Below are 15,424 nucleotides of genomic sequence, written 5' to 3'. Positions count from 1 at the left end.
CGGATCACCGCGGACGGCGTGGGCGGCGGCCGGGGGGTCCGGGCGGCGCGAAAAAACGGCCGGGGGCCGCGCGGTGGTGTTCCACCGCGCGGCCCCCGGCCGTGTGCGGGTCGCGGATCAGCCCTTGCGGGACTTGATCTCCTCGGTGAGCTGCGGGACGACCTCGAAGAGGTCGCCGACCACGCCGTAGTCGACCAGGTCGAAGATCGGGGCCTCGGGGTCCTTGTTGATGGCCACGATGGTCTTCGAGGTCTGCATGCCGGCGCGGTGCTGGATCGCGCCGGAGATGCCGGTGGCGACGTACAGCTGCGGCGAGACCGACTTGCCGGTCTGGCCGACCTGGCTGGTGTGCGGGTACCAGCCGGCGTCGACGGCGGCGCGGGAGGCGCCGACGGCGGCGCCGAGCGAGTCGGCCAGGCCCTCGATGAGCGCGAAGTTCTCGGCGCCGTTGACGCCGCGACCGCCGGAGACCACGATCGCGGCCTCGGTCAGCTCGGGGCGGCCGGTCGACTCGCGCGGCGTGCGGGAGACGACCTTGGTGCCGGTGGCCTTCTCGGAGAAGGAGACCGCGAGGGCCTCGACGGCGCCCGCGGCGGGAGCGGCCTCGACGGGGGCCGAGTTCGGCTTGACCGTGATGACCGGGGTACCCTTGGAGACGCGGGACTTGGTGGTGAACGCGGCGGCGAACACGGACTGCGTCGCGACCGGGCCCTCGTCGCCGGCCTCCAGGTCGATGGCGTCCGTGATGATGCCGGAGCCGATGCGGACCGCCAGGCGGGCCGCGATCTCCTTGCCCTCGGCGGAGGACGGGACGAGCACGGCGGCCGGGGAGACGGCCTCGTACGCGGCCTGGAGGGCGTCGACCTTCGGGACGACGAGGTAGTCGGCGAACTCGGCGGCGTCGGCCGTGAGGACGCGGGTCGCGCCGTGCTCGGCGAGCGTGGCGGCGGTGGCCTCGGCGCCGGGGCCGAGGGCGACGGCGACGGGCTCGCCGACGCGGCGGGCCAGCGTCAGCAGCTCCAGGGTGGGCTTGCGGACGGCGCCGTCCACGTGGTCGACGTAGACGAGAACTTCAGCCATGGGAATGCTCTCCTGCGAATGCGAAGTCTGAGGGGGCTGTCGGTGGCTCTGCGCTGCGCGAGCCCTAGATGAACTTCTGGCTCGCGAGGAACTCGGCCAGCTGCCTGCCGCCCTCGCCCTCGTCCTTGACGATCGTGCCGGCCGTGCGGGCCGGGCGCTCCGTGGCGGAGTCGACCTTCGTCCAGGCGCCTTCGAGGCCGACCTCGTCGGCGTCGATGTCCAGGTCGTCGAGGTCCAGGGACTGCACCGGCTTCTTCTTGGCGGCCATGATGCCCTTGAAGGACGGGTAGCGGGCCTCGCCGGACTGGTCCGTCACGGACACGACGGCCGGGAGGGACGCCTCCAGCTGCTCGGTGGCGGCGTCGCCGTCGCGGCGGCCCTTGACCACGCCGTCCTCGACGGAGACCTCGGAGAGCAGGGTGACCTGCGGGACGCCGAGGCGCTCGGCGAGGATCGCCGGCAGGACGCCCATGGTGCCGTCGGTGGACGCCATGCCGCAGATAACCAGGTCGTAGCCGGTCTTCTCGATCGCCTTGGCGAGCACCAGGGAGGTGCCCATGACGTCGGTGCCGTGGAGGTCGTCGTCCTCGACGTGGACGGCCTTGTCGGCGCCCATCGACAGCGCCTTGCGCAGGGCGTCCTTGGCGTCCTCGGGACCGACGGTGAGCACGGTGATCTCCGCGTCGTCCGCGTCCTCGGCGATCTGCAGCGCCTGCTCGACCGCGTACTCGTCCAGCTCCGACAGCAGGCCGTCGACGTCGTCGCGGTCGACGGTCAGGTCATCGGCGAAGTGCCGGTCGCCGGTGGCGTCGGGCACGTACTTCACACAGACAACGATCCTCAAGCTCACGCCGGCTCTCCTACTGCATCGTCATTACTGGCTGCCTTGTTGCACGCAGCATAGGCGCCTGATGGGGCGGTTTCCGCGCGGGGCGACGGCCGCCCCACGACGAAATATTACTCGTCAGTACACCGGGAGCATTCCCACTAAGCAAGCGCTTTGCACTGTGACCTTGCCAACGCTGAGTAACCGGAGCCTCTCAGTCCCTCAGCGCGTTGAAACGGCCGTGGTGGTACAGCAGCGGCCGGCCCTCCCGGGCCGCGGCGTCCCCGGCGACGACCTCGGCGATGACGATGCGGTGGTCCCCGGCCGGGACGCGGCCGACGACGCGGCACACCAGCCAGGCGAGGACGCCGTCGAGCAGCGGGACGCCCTCGGGGCCCGCGGTCCAGCGGGTCGGCGGGGCGAAGCGGTCGGCGCCGCTGCGGGCGAAGGTGGCGGCCAGCTCCTGCTGGTGCTCCCCGAGGAGGTGGACGCCGACGTGGGTGGCGGCGGACACGACGGGCCAGCTCGACGAGCCCGTGCCTATGCCGAAGGAGATCAGCGGCGGCTCGGCGGAGACCGAGGCGAGGGAGCTGGCGGTGAACCCCGCGGGCCGGCCGCCGTGCGCGGGGCCGCCGGGAGCGGTGATCACGGCGACGCCGGCGGCGTGCCGCCGGAAGGCGGAGCGCAGCAGCTCGGGTCCGGCTTCGGCCGTGCGCGCGTCGGTGCCGGGATCGTGGGTGACCGTCATGGAGTTGTCCTTCTGCGGGAGGTGCGTGCGCGGGGCCGTGGTCCTGGGGTGGTCAGACACCGGGACAGAGCGCGCTCGCGTGGCGGGCGAGGTCGATGTGGACCCGTCCGTGGAGAAGGAGTTCGTACGGCACGGGCGTCAGCCTGACGACGCGCGGTCGGCCGCGTCAAGGCCGCACGGGCAGATGCGATCAGCGTCACGGCCGGTCAGCGGGGGTTTCGAGGGCCTGTCCGAGTGCGGCGATCACATCGGCCCTGCGGGGCTGCCCGGCGGCGCGGCGGACGACGCGGCCGGCCGCGTCGAGGACGAGCACCGTGGGCGTCGCGGTGACGCCGAGGGCCCGGACGAGGGACAGCTCTCGCTCGGCGTCGATCTCGACGTGGGCGACGCCGCCGACCATGCCCGCCACGTCGGCGAGGACCCGCCGGGTGGCGCGGCAGGGCTGGCAGAAGGCGGTGGAGAACTGCACGAGCGTGGCCCGCTCCCCCAGTTCGGCGCCCAGGTCACCCGGGCCGAGCACCCGCCCGTACCGCTCCTCCGCGCCGTCGCGCACCACCGCAGCCCCGCTTCCCGTCGTCCGGTCTTCCCGCCCGTACAGCGCCGCGCGGGGCCGCGGCGATTCCCCCGGTGAGGCGACGTGACGAGTATCTCGCCGCATTCCGCCCTCCGAAGCGGGGTTCGGGCTGGCCTGGGCGAGGTACATGGTGCAGCATCGGGCGCAAGCCGGTTACCTACGGCTGCGTAACTTCCGCCGGGAGGACCCTCCCCAGGCAGACAGAAGAAGGGTGTTCTCTCAGATGGCAGAACTCGTCTATCGGCCGGTCGTCGGCGCCGCGCTCACGATGTTCAAGGCGCTCGACCTCAAGATCGACATTCAGGGTTCGGAGAACATCCCGCGCACCGGCGGCGCGGTGCTCGTCAGCAACCACATCAGCTACCTCGACTTCATCTTCACGGGGCTCGCAGCCCGGCCGCAGAAGCGCCTGGTGCGGTTCATGGCGAAGGACTCGGTCTTCCGCCACCGGATCTCCGGGCCGCTGATGCGGGGGATGAAGCACATCCCGGTGGACCGCGGGCAGGGCGAGGCGGCGTACCGGCACGCGCTGGAGTCGTTGCGCTCCGGCGAGGTCATCGGCGTCTTCCCGGAGGCGACGATCTCCCAGTCGTTCACCCTCAAGAGCTTCAAGTCGGGCGCGGCGCGGCTGGCCCAGGAGGCCGGCGTGCCGCTGGTCCCGATGGCTCTGTGGGGGACGCAGCGGCTGTGGACGAAGGGCCGCCCCCGGAACTTGAGGCGCAGCCACATCCCCGTGACCATCCGGGTGGGCGAGCCCGTGGAGGCGCCGACGGACCAGTACGCCGGCGCGATCACGCGGCGGCTGCGCGAGCGGGTCCAGGACCTGCTGGAGGCCGCGCAGCGGGCGTACCCGGTACGGCCCAGGGACGCGGAGGACACCTGGTGGATCCCGGCACACCTGGGCGGCACCGCGCCGACCCCGGCGGAGCTGCGCTGAAGCCGGCGCGGCCGCGCTGAGGGCCCGGTGGGACCGGACGAGCCCGGCGCAGCCGCGCCGAGCGCGTGTCGCGGGTGTGCCGCCCTTCGGGGCGCGCCCGCCCGACCGGGGGTCGGGCGGGGCCCGGACCGTGACCCGCGCGCCGGGGCCGGGCCCCTCCAGCACCTCGGCGGCCCCGGGGGCGAGGCGGCCCCGGGGCCGAAGGCGCGCCTGGCCGTGGCCGGTGGGGCGGACGGTGGGCGCGGGGCCACGGCCCGCCGCCGGGTCCCCGGGGACGGGCCCTCCCCGGACCTTCCCCGGGTACGACCGGTGCCCGGGGCCGCGCGGGACACCGCGCGGGGAAGGGCGAAGCGGCCGGCCCTTCGCGGGCATCCGGCCGGCCGCTCCCCGTGCGCGCGCCCCGCGCCTAGCGGGCCATCTCCTCCTTGAGCGCCAGGAGGAACGCGTCCACGTCGTCCTCCGTCGTGTCGAAGGAGCACATCCAGCGCACGTCGCCGGCCGCCTCGTCCCAGAAGTAGAACCGGAACCGCTTCTGCAGCCGCAGGCTCACCTCGTGCGGGAGCCGCGCGAAGACCGCGTTGGCCTGCACGGGGTAGAGGACCTCCACCCCGTCGACGGACCGGACGCCCTCGGCGAGGCGCTGTGCCATCGCGTTGGCGTGCCGGGCGTTGCGCAGCCACAGGTCCTTCGCGAGCAGCGCCTCGAACTGCACGGAGACGAACCGCATCTTGGAGGCGAGCTGCATGGACATCTTGCGCAGGTGCTTCATGTGGCGGCCGGCCTCCGGGTCGAGGACGACGACCGCCTCGCCGAAGAGCAGGCCGTTCTTGGTGCCGCCCAGTGACAGGACGTCCACGCCCGCGGCGTTGGTGAACGCGCGCATCGGGACGTCCAGCGAGGCGGCCGCGTTGGCCAGCCGGGCGCCGTCGAGGTGGACCTTCATGCCCAGGCCGTGGGCGTGGTCGGTGATCGCCCGGATCTCGTCCGGCGTGTAGACCGTGCCGAGCTCGGTGTTCTGGGCGAGGGAGACGACCTGCGGCATGGCGCGGTGCTCGTCGTCCCAGCCGAACGCCTGCCGGTCGATCAGCTCGGGGGTGAGCTTGCCGTCCGGGGTGGGCACGGTGAGCAGTTTGAGCCCGGCCATGCGCTCGGGCGCGCCGCCCTCGTCGACGTTGATGTGCGCGGACTCGGCGCAGATCACCGCACCCCACCGGTCGGCGAGCGCCTGCAGGGCGGTGACGTTGGCGCCGGTGCCGTTGAACACCGGGAACGCCTCGGCGGTCGGACCGAAGTGGCTGCGCAGCACCCGCTGGAGGTGGTCGGTGTAGTCGTCCTCGCCGTAGGAGACCTGGTGGCCGCCGTTGGCGACGGCCAGCGCGGCGAGGACCTCCGGATGGGCTCCCGCGTAGTTGTCGCTGGCGAAGCCCCGTACCGACGGGTCGTGGTGACGGCGCGCGTCGGTACGGGTGGGGAACGCCGGGGTCACGGCTTCGGGGTCAGCCACAGGCGCTGTCCATTCACTTCCTGGGCGGGCCGGTCCCAGACGCCGGCGATGGCGTCGGCCAGGTCCTTGACGTCGGTGAAGCCCGCGAACTTCGCATTCGGGCGCTCGGCGCGCATGGCGTCGTGCACCAGTGCCTTGATCACCAGGATCGCAGCAGCGGCCTTCGGCCCGTCCTCGCCCCCCGCCTTGCGGAAGGAGTCGCCGAGCGCGAGGGTCCACGCCTCGGCGGCGGACTTGGCGGCGGCGTAGGCGGCGTTGCCCTCGGTGGGGTTGCTCGCGCCGGACTGGCTGACGAGGACGTACCGGCCCCGGTCGCTGCGCTTGAGCGCCTCGTGGAAGGCGAGGGAGGTGTGCTGGACGGTGCGGACGAGCAGCTTCTCCAGCAGCTCCCAGTCGGCCGGGTCGGTCTCGCCGAACGTGGCGCTGCCGCGCCAGCCGCCGACGAGGTGGACGAGGCCGTCGACCCGCCCGAACTCCTTCTCGGTCCTGTCGGCCCACGCGCGGGTCGCGACCGGGTCGAGCAGGTCGACCGTGTCGCCGGTGACGGTGGCGCCGCCGTGGGCGTAGCGGGCGGCGTCGACGGCCTCGGCGAGGCGCCCGGGGTCGGCGTCCGCGCCGACGACGGTCGCGCCCGCCTCGGCGAGCCGCAGCAGGGCGGCGCGGCCCGCGGGGCCCGCCGCTCCGGCGACCGCGATGACGGCGCCGTCCAGCGGCCCGCCGTTCCCGTTGCTGGTCATCGTGCTCGTCTCCTCCGTCTGCGTACCGGACGTCCCGGCCGTACCCGGCGCGTGCCCGCTCACGCGGCGGCCTTCTCGACGCCGGCGGCCTTCTCGACGTCCGCGGCGGTGATGCCCCGGGTGGAGGCGATCACGGACTTCAGCTTCTTGGAGAGGGCCTCGTAGAACATGCTCAGCGGGAACTCGTCGGGCAGCACGTCGTCGACGAGCTTGCGCGGCGGCTGGGAGACGTCCAGGGCGTCGGGGCCCTTGGCCCAGCGGGAGCCGGGGTGCGGGGCGAGGTAGGTGGAGACGAAGTCGTACGCGGCGAACCAGTGGACCAGCTTCGGGCGGTCGATGCCGTCGCGGTACAGCTTCTCGATCTCGGCGCACAGCCGGTTGGTGACCTCGGGGGCGCGCTGCCAGTCGATGCGCAGGGTGTTGTCGGTCCAGCGCACCACGTCGTGCCGGTGGAGGTACGCGAAGAGGAGCTGGCCGCCGAGGCCGTCGTAGTTGCGGACGCGGTCGCCGGTGACCGGGAAGCGGAACATCCGGTCGAACAGCACGGCGTACTGGACGTCGCGGCCGTGCGGGTTGCCCTCGGCCTCGAGGCGGACGGCCTCCTTGAAGGCGGTGAGGTCGCACCGCAGCTCCTCCAGGCCGTACATCCAGAACGGCTGGCGCTGCTTGATCATGAACGGGTCGAAGGGCAGGTCGCCGTGGCTGTGGGCGCGGTCGTGGACCATGTCCCACAGGACGAACGCCTCCTGGCAGCGCTGCTGGTCGTCGAGCATCCGCTGGATGTCGGCGGGCAGCTCCACGCCGAGGACCTCCACGGCGGCCTCGGTGACGCGGCGGAAGCGGGCGGCCTCGCGGTCGCAGAAGATGCCGCCCCAGGTGAACCGCTCGGGGGCCTCGCGGACGGCGACGGTCTCGGGGAAGAGGACGGCCGAGTTGGTGTCGTAGCCCGAGGTGAAGCCCTCGAAGGTGATGCCGCAGAAGAGCGGGTTGTCGTAGCGGGTGGCCTCCAGCTCCGCGAGCCACTCGGGCCACACCATGCGCAGGACGACGGCCTCCAGGTTGCGGTCCGGGTTGCCGTTCTGCGTGTACATCGGGAACACGACGAGGTGCTGCCGGCCGTCGACGCGCTCGGCGGCGGGCTGGAACGCCAGCAGGGAGTCGAGGAAGTCCGGCACGCCGTAACCACCGGCCGCCCACCGGCGCAGGTCGGCGACGAGGGCGCGGTGGTACGCGGCGCCGTGCGGAAGCAGCGGGGAGAGCCGCTCGACGGCGGCGACGATCCGGTCCAGCACGGCGTCGGCGTCCGCGCGGGCCGGGGCGCCCTCGGCGTCGAAGTCGATGGAGCCGTCGGCGGACTGCCAGACGCGGATCTCCTCCACGGCATTCTTGAGCTGCGGCCACGCGGGGTGGTCGACCACCCGGACGTCGGTGGACAGCTCGTCACCGACAACAGCATCCTGCACAAGAATTTCCGTCATCTCACTTCCTCCACAGGAGAACCTCGCGTGAAGGCACCGTATCCATCTGCGGTTCTTCGCCACAAGAGGCTTCAGCGGAAATTATCCTGCCCACCCCCCGTGGTCACCGACGTTTTTCCCGTCTCGTGGGGTTGGGACGGTCACATCGGCCATATCGTCCGGGTTGCCACGTGACCCACGGGTGTAACGGATCCCCCCGGGGGAACCCGCGTGGCTGGATTTCGCCACGACTGGCATGAAAACCGAACGGACAGTGACGTACTGGGACAACTGGGACGGTCATTTATGAGCAATGGATTCCTCGGCCCCGAGGGCTTCGGCCCCGACCCGTTCAGTGAGTTCCTGGGCCGGCTGTTCGGGGGCACCCCGGCCTCCCCGGCCGCCCGGCGCGGACCCCGGTACATCGACATCGCGCGGATGATGAGCGAGCCCGCCCGCCGCATGGTGGACGACGCCGCCACGTACGCCGCCGAGCACGGCAGCGCGGACCTGGAGACCGAGCACCTGCTGCGCGCCGCGCTCGACACCGAGCCGACGCGCGACCTGGTCGTCCGGGCCGGAGCCGACCCCGACGAGCTGGCCGCGGAGATCGACCGCACGGCCGGCGAGGGCCCGCCGCAGGCCCGGATCGCCGTCACGCCCGCCGTCAAGCGCGCCCTCCTCGACGCCCACGACCTGGCGAGGAACATCGGCGCCTCCTACATCGGGCCCGAGCACGTCCTCGCCGCGCTGGCCGCCAACCCGGACTCGGCGGCCGGCCGCATCCTGCGCGCCGCCCGGTTCGACCCCGGCTCCGTCCCCGGCCCGCCGTCCCGCACGCCCACCCCGCGCGGCGGGCCGTCCGGCGGGTGGGAGAACAACGCGGCCGACCAGCGCCCGGCGCCCCAGCACGGCACGCCGACCCTGGACAAGTACGGGCGCGACCTCACCGACATAGCCCGCGCCGGCCGCATAGACCCGGTCATCGGCCGGGAGTCGGAGATCGAGCAGACCGTCGAGGTGCTGTCGCGGCGCGGGAAGAACAACCCCGTCCTCATCGGCGACGCCGGCGTCGGCAAGACCGCCGTCGTCGAGGGCCTCGCCCAGCGCATCGCCGACGGCGACGTGCCCGACACGCTCCTCGGCCGGCGCGTCGTCGCCCTCGACATGACGGGCATCGTCGCCGGCACCCGCTACCGCGGCGACTTCGAGGAGCGGATGAACGCCATCATCGAGGAGGTCCGGGCCCACTCCGGCGAACTCGTCCTCTTCATCGACGAGCTCCACACGGTCGTCGGTGCGGGCGGCGGAGGCGGCTCGGAGGGCGGCTCCATGGACGCCGGCAACATCCTGAAGCCCGCGCTCGCCCGCGGCGAGCTGCACGTCATCGGCGCGACCACGCTGGAGGAGTACCGCCGCCACGTCGAGAAGGACGCCGCCCTCGCCCGCCGCTTCCAGCCGATCCTCGTCCCCGAGCCGAGCCCCGAGGACGCCCTGGAGATCCTGCGCGGGCTGCGCGACCGGTACGAGGCGCACCACCAGGTCCGCTACACCGACGACGCGCTGCGCGCCGCCGTCGAGCTGTCGGACCGCTACCTCACCGAGCGGTTCCTGCCCGACAAGGCCATCGACCTGATCGACCAGGCGGGAGCGCGCGTCCGGCTGCGCTCCCGATCGCAGGACACCGACGTGCGGGCCCTGGAACGGGAGGCCGAGCAACTGGTCCGCGACAAGGACCAGGCCGTCGCCGCCGAGCAGTACGAGCGGGCGACCGAACTGCGCGACCGCATCCAGGAGCTGCAGGACCGCATCAAGGCGGGCCGGGGCGAGCCGCTGATGCGGGACGACCGCGTGCTGGAGGTGACCGCCGAGGACATCGCGGAGGTCATCAGCCGGCAGACCGGCATCCCCGTCAGCCGGCTCACCCAGGAGGAGAAGGAGCGGCTGCTCGGCCTGGAGCAGCACCTGCGGGAGCGGGTCGTCGGCCAGGACGAGGCGGTCTCCGTCGTCTCCGAGGCGGTGCTGCGCTCCCGGGCGGGTCTCGCCGACCCGCGCCGCCCGATCGGCAGCTTCCTCTTCCTCGGCCCGACCGGCGTCGGCAAGACCGAGCTGGCCCGCGCCCTCGCCGACGCGCTGTTCGGCAGCGAGGAGCGCATGGTGCGGCTCGACATGAGCGAGTTCCAGGAGCGGCACACCGTCAGTCGGCTGGTGGGCGCCCCGCCCGGGTACGTCGGCCACGAGGAGGCCGGGCAGCTGACGGAGGCGGTGCGCCGGCACCCGTACTCGCTGCTCCTCCTCGACGAGGTGGAGAAGGCGCACCCGGACGTCTTCAACATCCTCCTCCAGGTGCTCGACGACGGGCGGCTGACCGACGCGCAGGGCCGCACCGTCGACTTCAAGAACACGGTCGTCGTGATGACCAGCAACCTCGGCTCAGAGGCCATCGGCACCGGACGCGGCGTGCTCGGCTTCGGCGCGGACGCGGTGGACGACGAGGAGGCGGCCCGCGACCGGGTGCTGCGGCCGCTGCGCGAGCACTTCCGGCCCGAGTTCCTCAACCGCATCGACGAGATCGTCATCTTCCGCCGGCTCACGGAGCCGCAGCTCCGGCAGATCACCGACCTGCTGCTGGAGGACACCCGCCGCCGGATGCGGGCGCAGCACGTGTCCGTGGACTTCGCCCCGCAGGCCGTCGACTGGCTGGCCCGGCGGGGCTACGAGCCCGAGTACGGCGCCCGGCCGCTGCGCCGCACGATCCAGCGCGAGGTGGACAACCAACTGTCGCGGCTGCTGCTCGACGGCCGGCTCTCCGAGGGCGGCCGGGTCCACGTGGGCGTGGCGGACGGGCGGCTGGACTTCCGCACGGAGCAGGGGCCCGGCAGGGCTCCCGAACCGGCCGGCGGGGTCAGCCCAGCTCCTTGACGAGCAGCTCGAACTCCAGGTCGTCGCGGCGCGGCACGCCGAAGCGCTCGTCGCCGTACGGGAACGGCGTCATCCGTCCCGTACGGCGGTAGCCGCGCCGCTCGTACCAGGCGATCAACTCGTCGCGCACGGAGATCACCGTCATGTGCATCTCCCGCACGCCCCACTCCTCGCGGGCCAGGCGCTCCGCCTCCGCGAGGACGCGCCGGCCGAGCCCGCCGCCCTGCAGCCCGGGGCGGACGGCGAACATCCCGAAGTACGCGGCGTCGCCGCGGTGCTCCAGTTGGCAGCAGGCGACGGGGTCGCCGTCCCGCTCGACGACGACGAGCCGGGAGCCGGGCGTGGTGATGACCGCGCGGACGCCGTCGTGGTCGGTGCGCCGGCCGTCGAGGATGTCGGCCTCCGTGGTCCAGCCCGCGCGGCTGGCGTCACCGCGGTAGGCGGACTCGACGAGGGCGACGAGCGCGGGGACGTCCGCCTCCACGGCGTCGCGGTAGGTCTCCCGGGCCTCCCGGGGCGGTGCGGTGTCCATCGTGGGCGTTCTCCCTCGGCGTGTCGTTCGGCCACGAGCCTAACGCGCCCCTCTTCCCGGGCCCGTTGCTCCCCCGGGGCGGACACGGGGCGCCACGGAGGGCGGAAGGGCCGTGGCGTGCGTCACTTCCGTGTCCGCGCGGGCCGATGGGCGGCGCCACGCTCATAGGCTGACGCCATGTGGGTCTCCCTCGCGCTGCTCGCGCTCGGCGTGCTGGTCGCCGTCGTGGCCCCGCGCCTGCTCGCGCGGGCCGACTGGCCGGAACGCGAGCCGATCGTCGCGCTGTGGGTCTGGCAGTGCGTGGTGGCGGCGGTGCTGCTGAGCTTCGCGCTGTCCATGACGTTCAGCGCGGCGGCCTCCTGGCAGGTGGTGCGCGGCCAGGTGTTCGCCACGGCGCCGGCCGCGGTCGTGGAGGCGTACGCCCTGGGGGCGCTGGGCCCCTGGTCGGCGGCGCTCGCGGTGCTGCTGGCGTGCGGCGGGCTGTGGACCGGGGCGATGCTCACCCGCGAGGTCCGCGACGCCCGGGCGTGGCGCAGGCGACGGCGCGCCGAACTGCTGGTGCGGGCGCCGCTGCTGCCGGGTGAGGAGCCGGGTTCGGAGCCCCTGGTGCTGCTGGAGGGCGACCGGCCCGACGCCTGGTGGCTGCCGGGTGCGCGGCCCCGGCTGATCATCACCACGGCGGCGTTGCGGCGGCTGAAGGGGCGCCAACTGGACGCGGTGCTCGCCCACGAGGAGGGGCACGCGCGGGCGCGGCACGACTGGCTGCTGCACTGCGCGGCGGCGCTGGCGTCGGGGTTCCCGCGCGTCCCGGTGTTCGCGGCGTTCCGCGCGGAGATGCACCGACTGGTGGAACTGGCCGCGGACGACTCGGCGTCGAAGCGGTTCGGGCGGCTGACGATCGCGCTGGCGCTGGTCGGGCTGAACGAGGACCGGGGCGCGTTCGGGCCGTGCCCGGCGCCCCACGCCGAGGTGCCGCGGCGGGTGACGCGGCTGCTGGCGGCGGAGCCGCGGCTCACGCCGGGGCGGCGGCTGCGGCTGACGGCGGCGGCCGCGCTCGTACCGGCGGTGCCGCTGCTCGTGGCGCTGGCGCCCGGGTTGAGCGCGCTGTCCTGACCGGGGCCGAACGGGCGGCACCGAAGCCACCGACGCCGACGCGACCGGCGCCGGTACGGCCGGCGTCGATACGACCGGCACCGGCGCGGACGGCGTCGACGCGGCCGGCCCTGTCGGCGGTCTGCCCGCGCGATCCCCGGGCAGGATCCCGATATGACTCCCCCCGTACACGCCCCGTCCCCCGCCCGTTTCCCGCTCCTCCGTGCCGTGGCCGTGGGCTGCGGCGCGGCGACCGTGGCGCTGCTGCTTCTCGTGGCCGTCGCCTGGGCGCCGCTGATCGCCTTCGACCGGGCGGTGGTGGAGGAACTGCACCTGACGGCGGTGCGCCGTCCGGTGCTGACGGAGGGCATGCGGGTGCTGTCCGACTGGGTGTGGGACCCGTTGACGCTGCGCATCCTGCTGGTGGTGGTGGCGGTGGCCCTGTGGCGGGCCGGTGAGCCGGGGCCCGCGGGGCTGCTGGTGGTCGTGTGCGGGGTGGCGGCCGCGGTGCAGCAGGGTGTCAAGGCGCTGGTGGGTCGGGAGCGGCCGCGGTGGTCGGACCCGGTGGACTCGGCGGAGTTCGCGGCGTTCCCGTCCGGGCACGCCATGACCGCGGCCGTCGTGTGCGGGCTGCTGTGGTGGGCGGCGGCGCGGACGGCGCGGCGGGCCCTGGTGCGGCCGGTGGTGGTGGCGGGGGTCGTGTCGACGGCCGGGGTGGGCCTGACCCGGGTGTACCTGGGGGTCCACTGGCCCTCGGACGTGCTGGCCGGCTGGCTGCTGGGCGCCTGTCTGGTGGCGGCGGCGGCCGGGGCGTACGAGCGGTGGACGGCGGCGCGGGGGCGTACGACGGCGCTGGGGGCCCCGGCGGGGCGCGGGGCGCACTGAAAGGAGCGCCGCGGCTGCGCGGCGCACCGGTCCGGCGTGTGGGGACGGGGGCCCGGCCCCGCCGGTGCGAGGCGCCGCACGAGCGGCACATGCGGCCGGGGCGTGCGCCGGGCCGATCCGTCCGTCCGGTGCCATCACGGACCGGACGATCCCCCGCGTCGCCCGGTCCGCGTGACACACCCTCCCGGCCGACGAGGCGCTGTGTGTCGGCGAGGACGCTCTGAGTATATTGGCTGAGAGCCAATCAACGCAGGAGTCAAGCATGTCCCCGCGGAGCGCATCGGTCAATGCAGAACTCCGCCGGAGGTCCCGCGAGCGGCTCCTCCAGGCGACGGTCGACCTCGTGTCCGAGCGCGGGTACGAGGCGACGACGCTCGCGGACATCGCCGACCGGGCCGGTTCGGCGCGCGGTCTCGTCTCGTACTACTTCCCCGGCAAGCGCCAGTTGCTCCAGTCCGCCGTCCACCGCCTGATGCACATGACGCTGGCGTCGTCCCTGGAGCGCGAGCCGCGCACCGAGGACGGGCGCGAACGGCTGGCCCGGGCGATCGACGCGGTCCTCGGCCTGGCGGTGGAACAGCCGCTGCTGATGCGGACGCACATGGCCGGGATCCTCCAGGCGGAGGGGTTCGTGCGCTGCCCGGAGCAGCAGCGGCTCGCCGCGCTCCTGCGGGACACGCTCGCGCGGTACGGGGCGCGCGACCTGGACGCGGACTACCCGCTGCTGCGGGCGCTGCTGATGGGCGCCGTCTTCGCCGTGCTGCTGCCGGGCGCCCCGATGTCGCCCGCCCGGCTGAGGGCGGAGCTGTTCCAGCGGTACGGCCTCGACTGGGAGCTGGGCTCGCCCCCGGAGGGCGGGCGGCCGTAGGGCGCCGGCTCCCCGGCCGCACGGGCGCCGGACGTGCCTCGCGCCGGGCCGGGCGGCCGGGTGCACGGCGCCGACCTGCGGGGACGGCGCTCCGGCGGCCGTTGTCGGTGGGCGGGTGCAGACTGGCCCGTATCCGCGACGAAGGCGTCAAGGACGTCCTGGAGGTGTGGGCCATGACCGACGTACTGCTGACCGTGGGCACGCGCAAGGGCCTCTTCACCGCTCGCCGACGCGGCGGCCGGTGGGAGTTCGACGGACCCCACTTCCCCGCGCAGGCCGTGTACGCGGTCGGTGTCGACCTGCGCCGGGCCGTGCCCCGGCTGCTGGTGGGCGCGGACAGCGCGCACTGGGGGCCGTCCGTGTTCCACTCCGACGACCTGGGGGCCACGTGGTCGGAGCCGGCGGAGGCGCCCGTGAGGTTCCCCCGGGACACGGGCGCGTCGCTGGAGCGGGTCTGGCAGCTGCACCCGGCGGGCCCGGCGGCGCCCGGCGTGGTGTACGCGGGCACGGAACCGGCGGCGCTCTTCCGGTCGGACGACGAGGGCGAGACGTTCGAGCTGGTCAGACCGTTGTGGGAGCACCCGACGCGGTCGCGGTGGCAGCCGGGCGGCGGCGGTGAGGCGCTGCACACGGTGGTGACGGACCCGCGCGACCCCGACGCGGTGACGGTCGCGGTGTCGGCGGCCGGGGTGTTCCGCACGCGCGACGGCGGCGGTACCTGGTCGCCGTCGAACGACGGGGTCTCGGCGGTGTTCCTGCCCGATCCGCGGCCGAGGTTCGGCCAGTGCGTGCACAAGGTCGCGCAGGACGCCGGCGACCCCGACCGGCTCTACCTCCAGAACCACTGGGGCGTGTACCGCAGTGACGACTCCGGCGCCACGTGGACCGGCATCGGGGCCGGGCTGCCGTCCGACTTCGGCTTCGCGGTCGTCGCGCACCCGAGGCACGCGGACACGGCGTACGTCTTCCCGATCACCGCCGATTCGGACCGCGTACCGGCGGGTCGCCGCTGCCGGGTGTACCGGACGGGCGACGCGGGCGGCGGCTGGGAGGCGCTGACGCGGGGCCTTCCGGAGGACGACCACTACGGCACGGTGCTGCGCGACGCGATGTGCACGGACGGCGCCGACCCGGCGGGCCTCTACTTCGGCAACCGCAACGGCGAGGTGTTCGCGAGCGCCGACGACGGCGACAGCTGGCGGCAACTGGCCGCGCACCTCCCGGACGTGCTGTGCGTGCGGGCGGCGGTCGTCGGGTGACGG

The 15,424-nt window shown here is 74.0% G+C and carries 15 protein-coding genes; 6 read left to right on the top strand and 9 right to left on the bottom strand.

What is annotated here, in order from left to right; genetic code table 11:
• Positions 1-117 precede the first annotated feature (117 nt).
• From RND61_RS20645 to RND61_RS20630, 5 genes are all read right to left on the bottom strand, one after another.
• Complete coding sequence (locus RND61_RS20645) at positions 118-1,080, bottom strand: electron transfer flavoprotein subunit alpha/FixB family protein (RefSeq protein WP_315879496.1); 963 nt, start codon at positions 1,078-1,080, stop codon at positions 118-120.
• A 64-nt stretch (positions 1,081-1,144) separates the two neighbouring features.
• Entirely contained in the window at positions 1,145-1,930 is a 786-nt protein-coding gene (locus RND61_RS20640; protein WP_315879495.1) for an electron transfer flavoprotein subunit beta/FixA family protein, read from the bottom strand.
• 190 nt (positions 1,931-2,120) lie between these two features.
• Positions 2,121-2,654, bottom strand: coding sequence for a flavin reductase family protein (locus RND61_RS20635; RefSeq protein WP_315879494.1), 534 nt, complete (start codon positions 2,652-2,654; stop codon positions 2,121-2,123).
• Positions 2,655-2,706: 52 nt separating this feature from the next.
• The gene (locus RND61_RS32725; protein WP_391653810.1) at positions 2,707-2,787 is read right to left on the bottom strand and encodes a putative leader peptide; all 81 of its coding nucleotides are present in this window, start codon (positions 2,785-2,787) and stop codon (positions 2,707-2,709) included.
• A gap of 63 nt (positions 2,788-2,850) precedes the next feature.
• Positions 2,851-3,210: a TlpA family protein disulfide reductase gene (locus RND61_RS20630; RefSeq protein ID WP_315879493.1), complete on the bottom strand. Its 360-nt coding sequence runs from the start codon at positions 3,208-3,210 to the stop codon at positions 2,851-2,853.
• A gap of 241 nt (positions 3,211-3,451) precedes the next feature.
• Here RND61_RS20630 and RND61_RS20625 point away from each other — a divergent pair, with 241 nt between their 5' ends.
• Positions 3,452-4,165, top strand: coding sequence for a lysophospholipid acyltransferase family protein (locus RND61_RS20625; RefSeq protein WP_315879492.1), 714 nt, complete (start codon positions 3,452-3,454; stop codon positions 4,163-4,165).
• 406 nt (positions 4,166-4,571) lie between these two features.
• Here RND61_RS20625 and RND61_RS20620 read toward each other — a convergent pair whose 3' ends face one another.
• Genes RND61_RS20620 through RND61_RS20610 form a run of 3 tightly spaced genes read right to left on the bottom strand, consistent with a single transcriptional unit; the run spans position 4,572 to position 7,884 of the window.
• Positions 4,572-5,651 carry a threonine aldolase family protein gene (locus RND61_RS20620; protein ID WP_315879501.1) on the bottom strand — a complete coding sequence of 360 codons (1,080 nt, stop codon included), beginning with the start codon at positions 5,649-5,651 and terminating at the stop codon, positions 4,572-4,574.
• Entirely contained in the window at positions 5,648-6,406 is a 759-nt protein-coding gene (locus RND61_RS20615; protein WP_315879491.1) for an SDR family NAD(P)-dependent oxidoreductase, read from the bottom strand. The genes RND61_RS20620 and RND61_RS20615 overlap by 4 nt, the downstream gene beginning before the upstream one ends.
• Positions 6,407-6,465: 59 nt before the next feature.
• Positions 6,466-7,884, bottom strand: a complete 1,419-nt coding sequence (locus RND61_RS20610) for a DUF6421 family protein (RefSeq protein ID WP_315879490.1) — start codon at positions 7,882-7,884, stop codon at positions 6,466-6,468.
• Between the two features lie 285 nt (positions 7,885-8,169).
• Between RND61_RS20610 and RND61_RS20605 the strand changes: the two genes are divergently transcribed.
• Positions 8,170-10,785: an ATP-dependent Clp protease ATP-binding subunit gene (locus RND61_RS20605; RefSeq protein WP_315879489.1), complete on the top strand. Its 2,616-nt coding sequence runs from the start codon at positions 8,170-8,172 to the stop codon at positions 10,783-10,785.
• On the opposite strand, the gene RND61_RS20600 is transcribed toward RND61_RS20605, so the two are convergent.
• A complete protein-coding gene (locus RND61_RS20600; RefSeq protein WP_315879488.1) occupies positions 10,769-11,317 on the bottom strand; it encodes a GNAT family N-acetyltransferase in 549 nt (182 codons plus the stop codon). The genes RND61_RS20605 and RND61_RS20600 overlap by 17 nt on opposite strands.
• Positions 11,318-11,494: 177 nt before the next feature.
• Between RND61_RS20600 and RND61_RS20595 the strand changes: the two genes are divergently transcribed.
• From RND61_RS20595 to RND61_RS20580, 4 genes are all read left to right on the top strand, one after another.
• Positions 11,495-12,430, top strand: coding sequence for a M56 family metallopeptidase (locus tag RND61_RS20595; RefSeq protein ID WP_315879487.1), 936 nt, complete (start codon positions 11,495-11,497; stop codon positions 12,428-12,430).
• Positions 12,431-12,583: 153 nt separating this feature from the next.
• Complete coding sequence (locus RND61_RS20590; protein WP_315879486.1) at positions 12,584-13,294, top strand: phosphatase PAP2 family protein; 711 nt, start codon at positions 12,584-12,586, stop codon at positions 13,292-13,294.
• A gap of 262 nt (positions 13,295-13,556) precedes the next feature.
• On the top strand, positions 13,557-14,162 hold the full coding sequence (locus RND61_RS20585; protein ID WP_315879485.1) for a TetR/AcrR family transcriptional regulator: 606 nt from the start codon (positions 13,557-13,559) through the stop codon (positions 14,160-14,162).
• Positions 14,163-14,335: 173 nt separating this feature from the next.
• Positions 14,336-15,421, top strand: coding sequence for a WD40/YVTN/BNR-like repeat-containing protein (locus RND61_RS20580; RefSeq protein ID WP_315879484.1), 1,086 nt, complete (start codon positions 14,336-14,338; stop codon positions 15,419-15,421).
• The last annotated feature ends 3 nt before the right edge of the window (positions 15,422-15,424 follow it).

Origin of the sequence: Streptomyces tamarix (assembly GCF_032423885.1) — a bacterium.
Taxonomy (GTDB): Bacteria; Actinomycetota; Actinomycetes; order Streptomycetales; family Streptomycetaceae; genus Streptomyces; species Streptomyces tamarix.
This window is presented reverse-complemented; position numbering and strand designations above follow the sequence as displayed.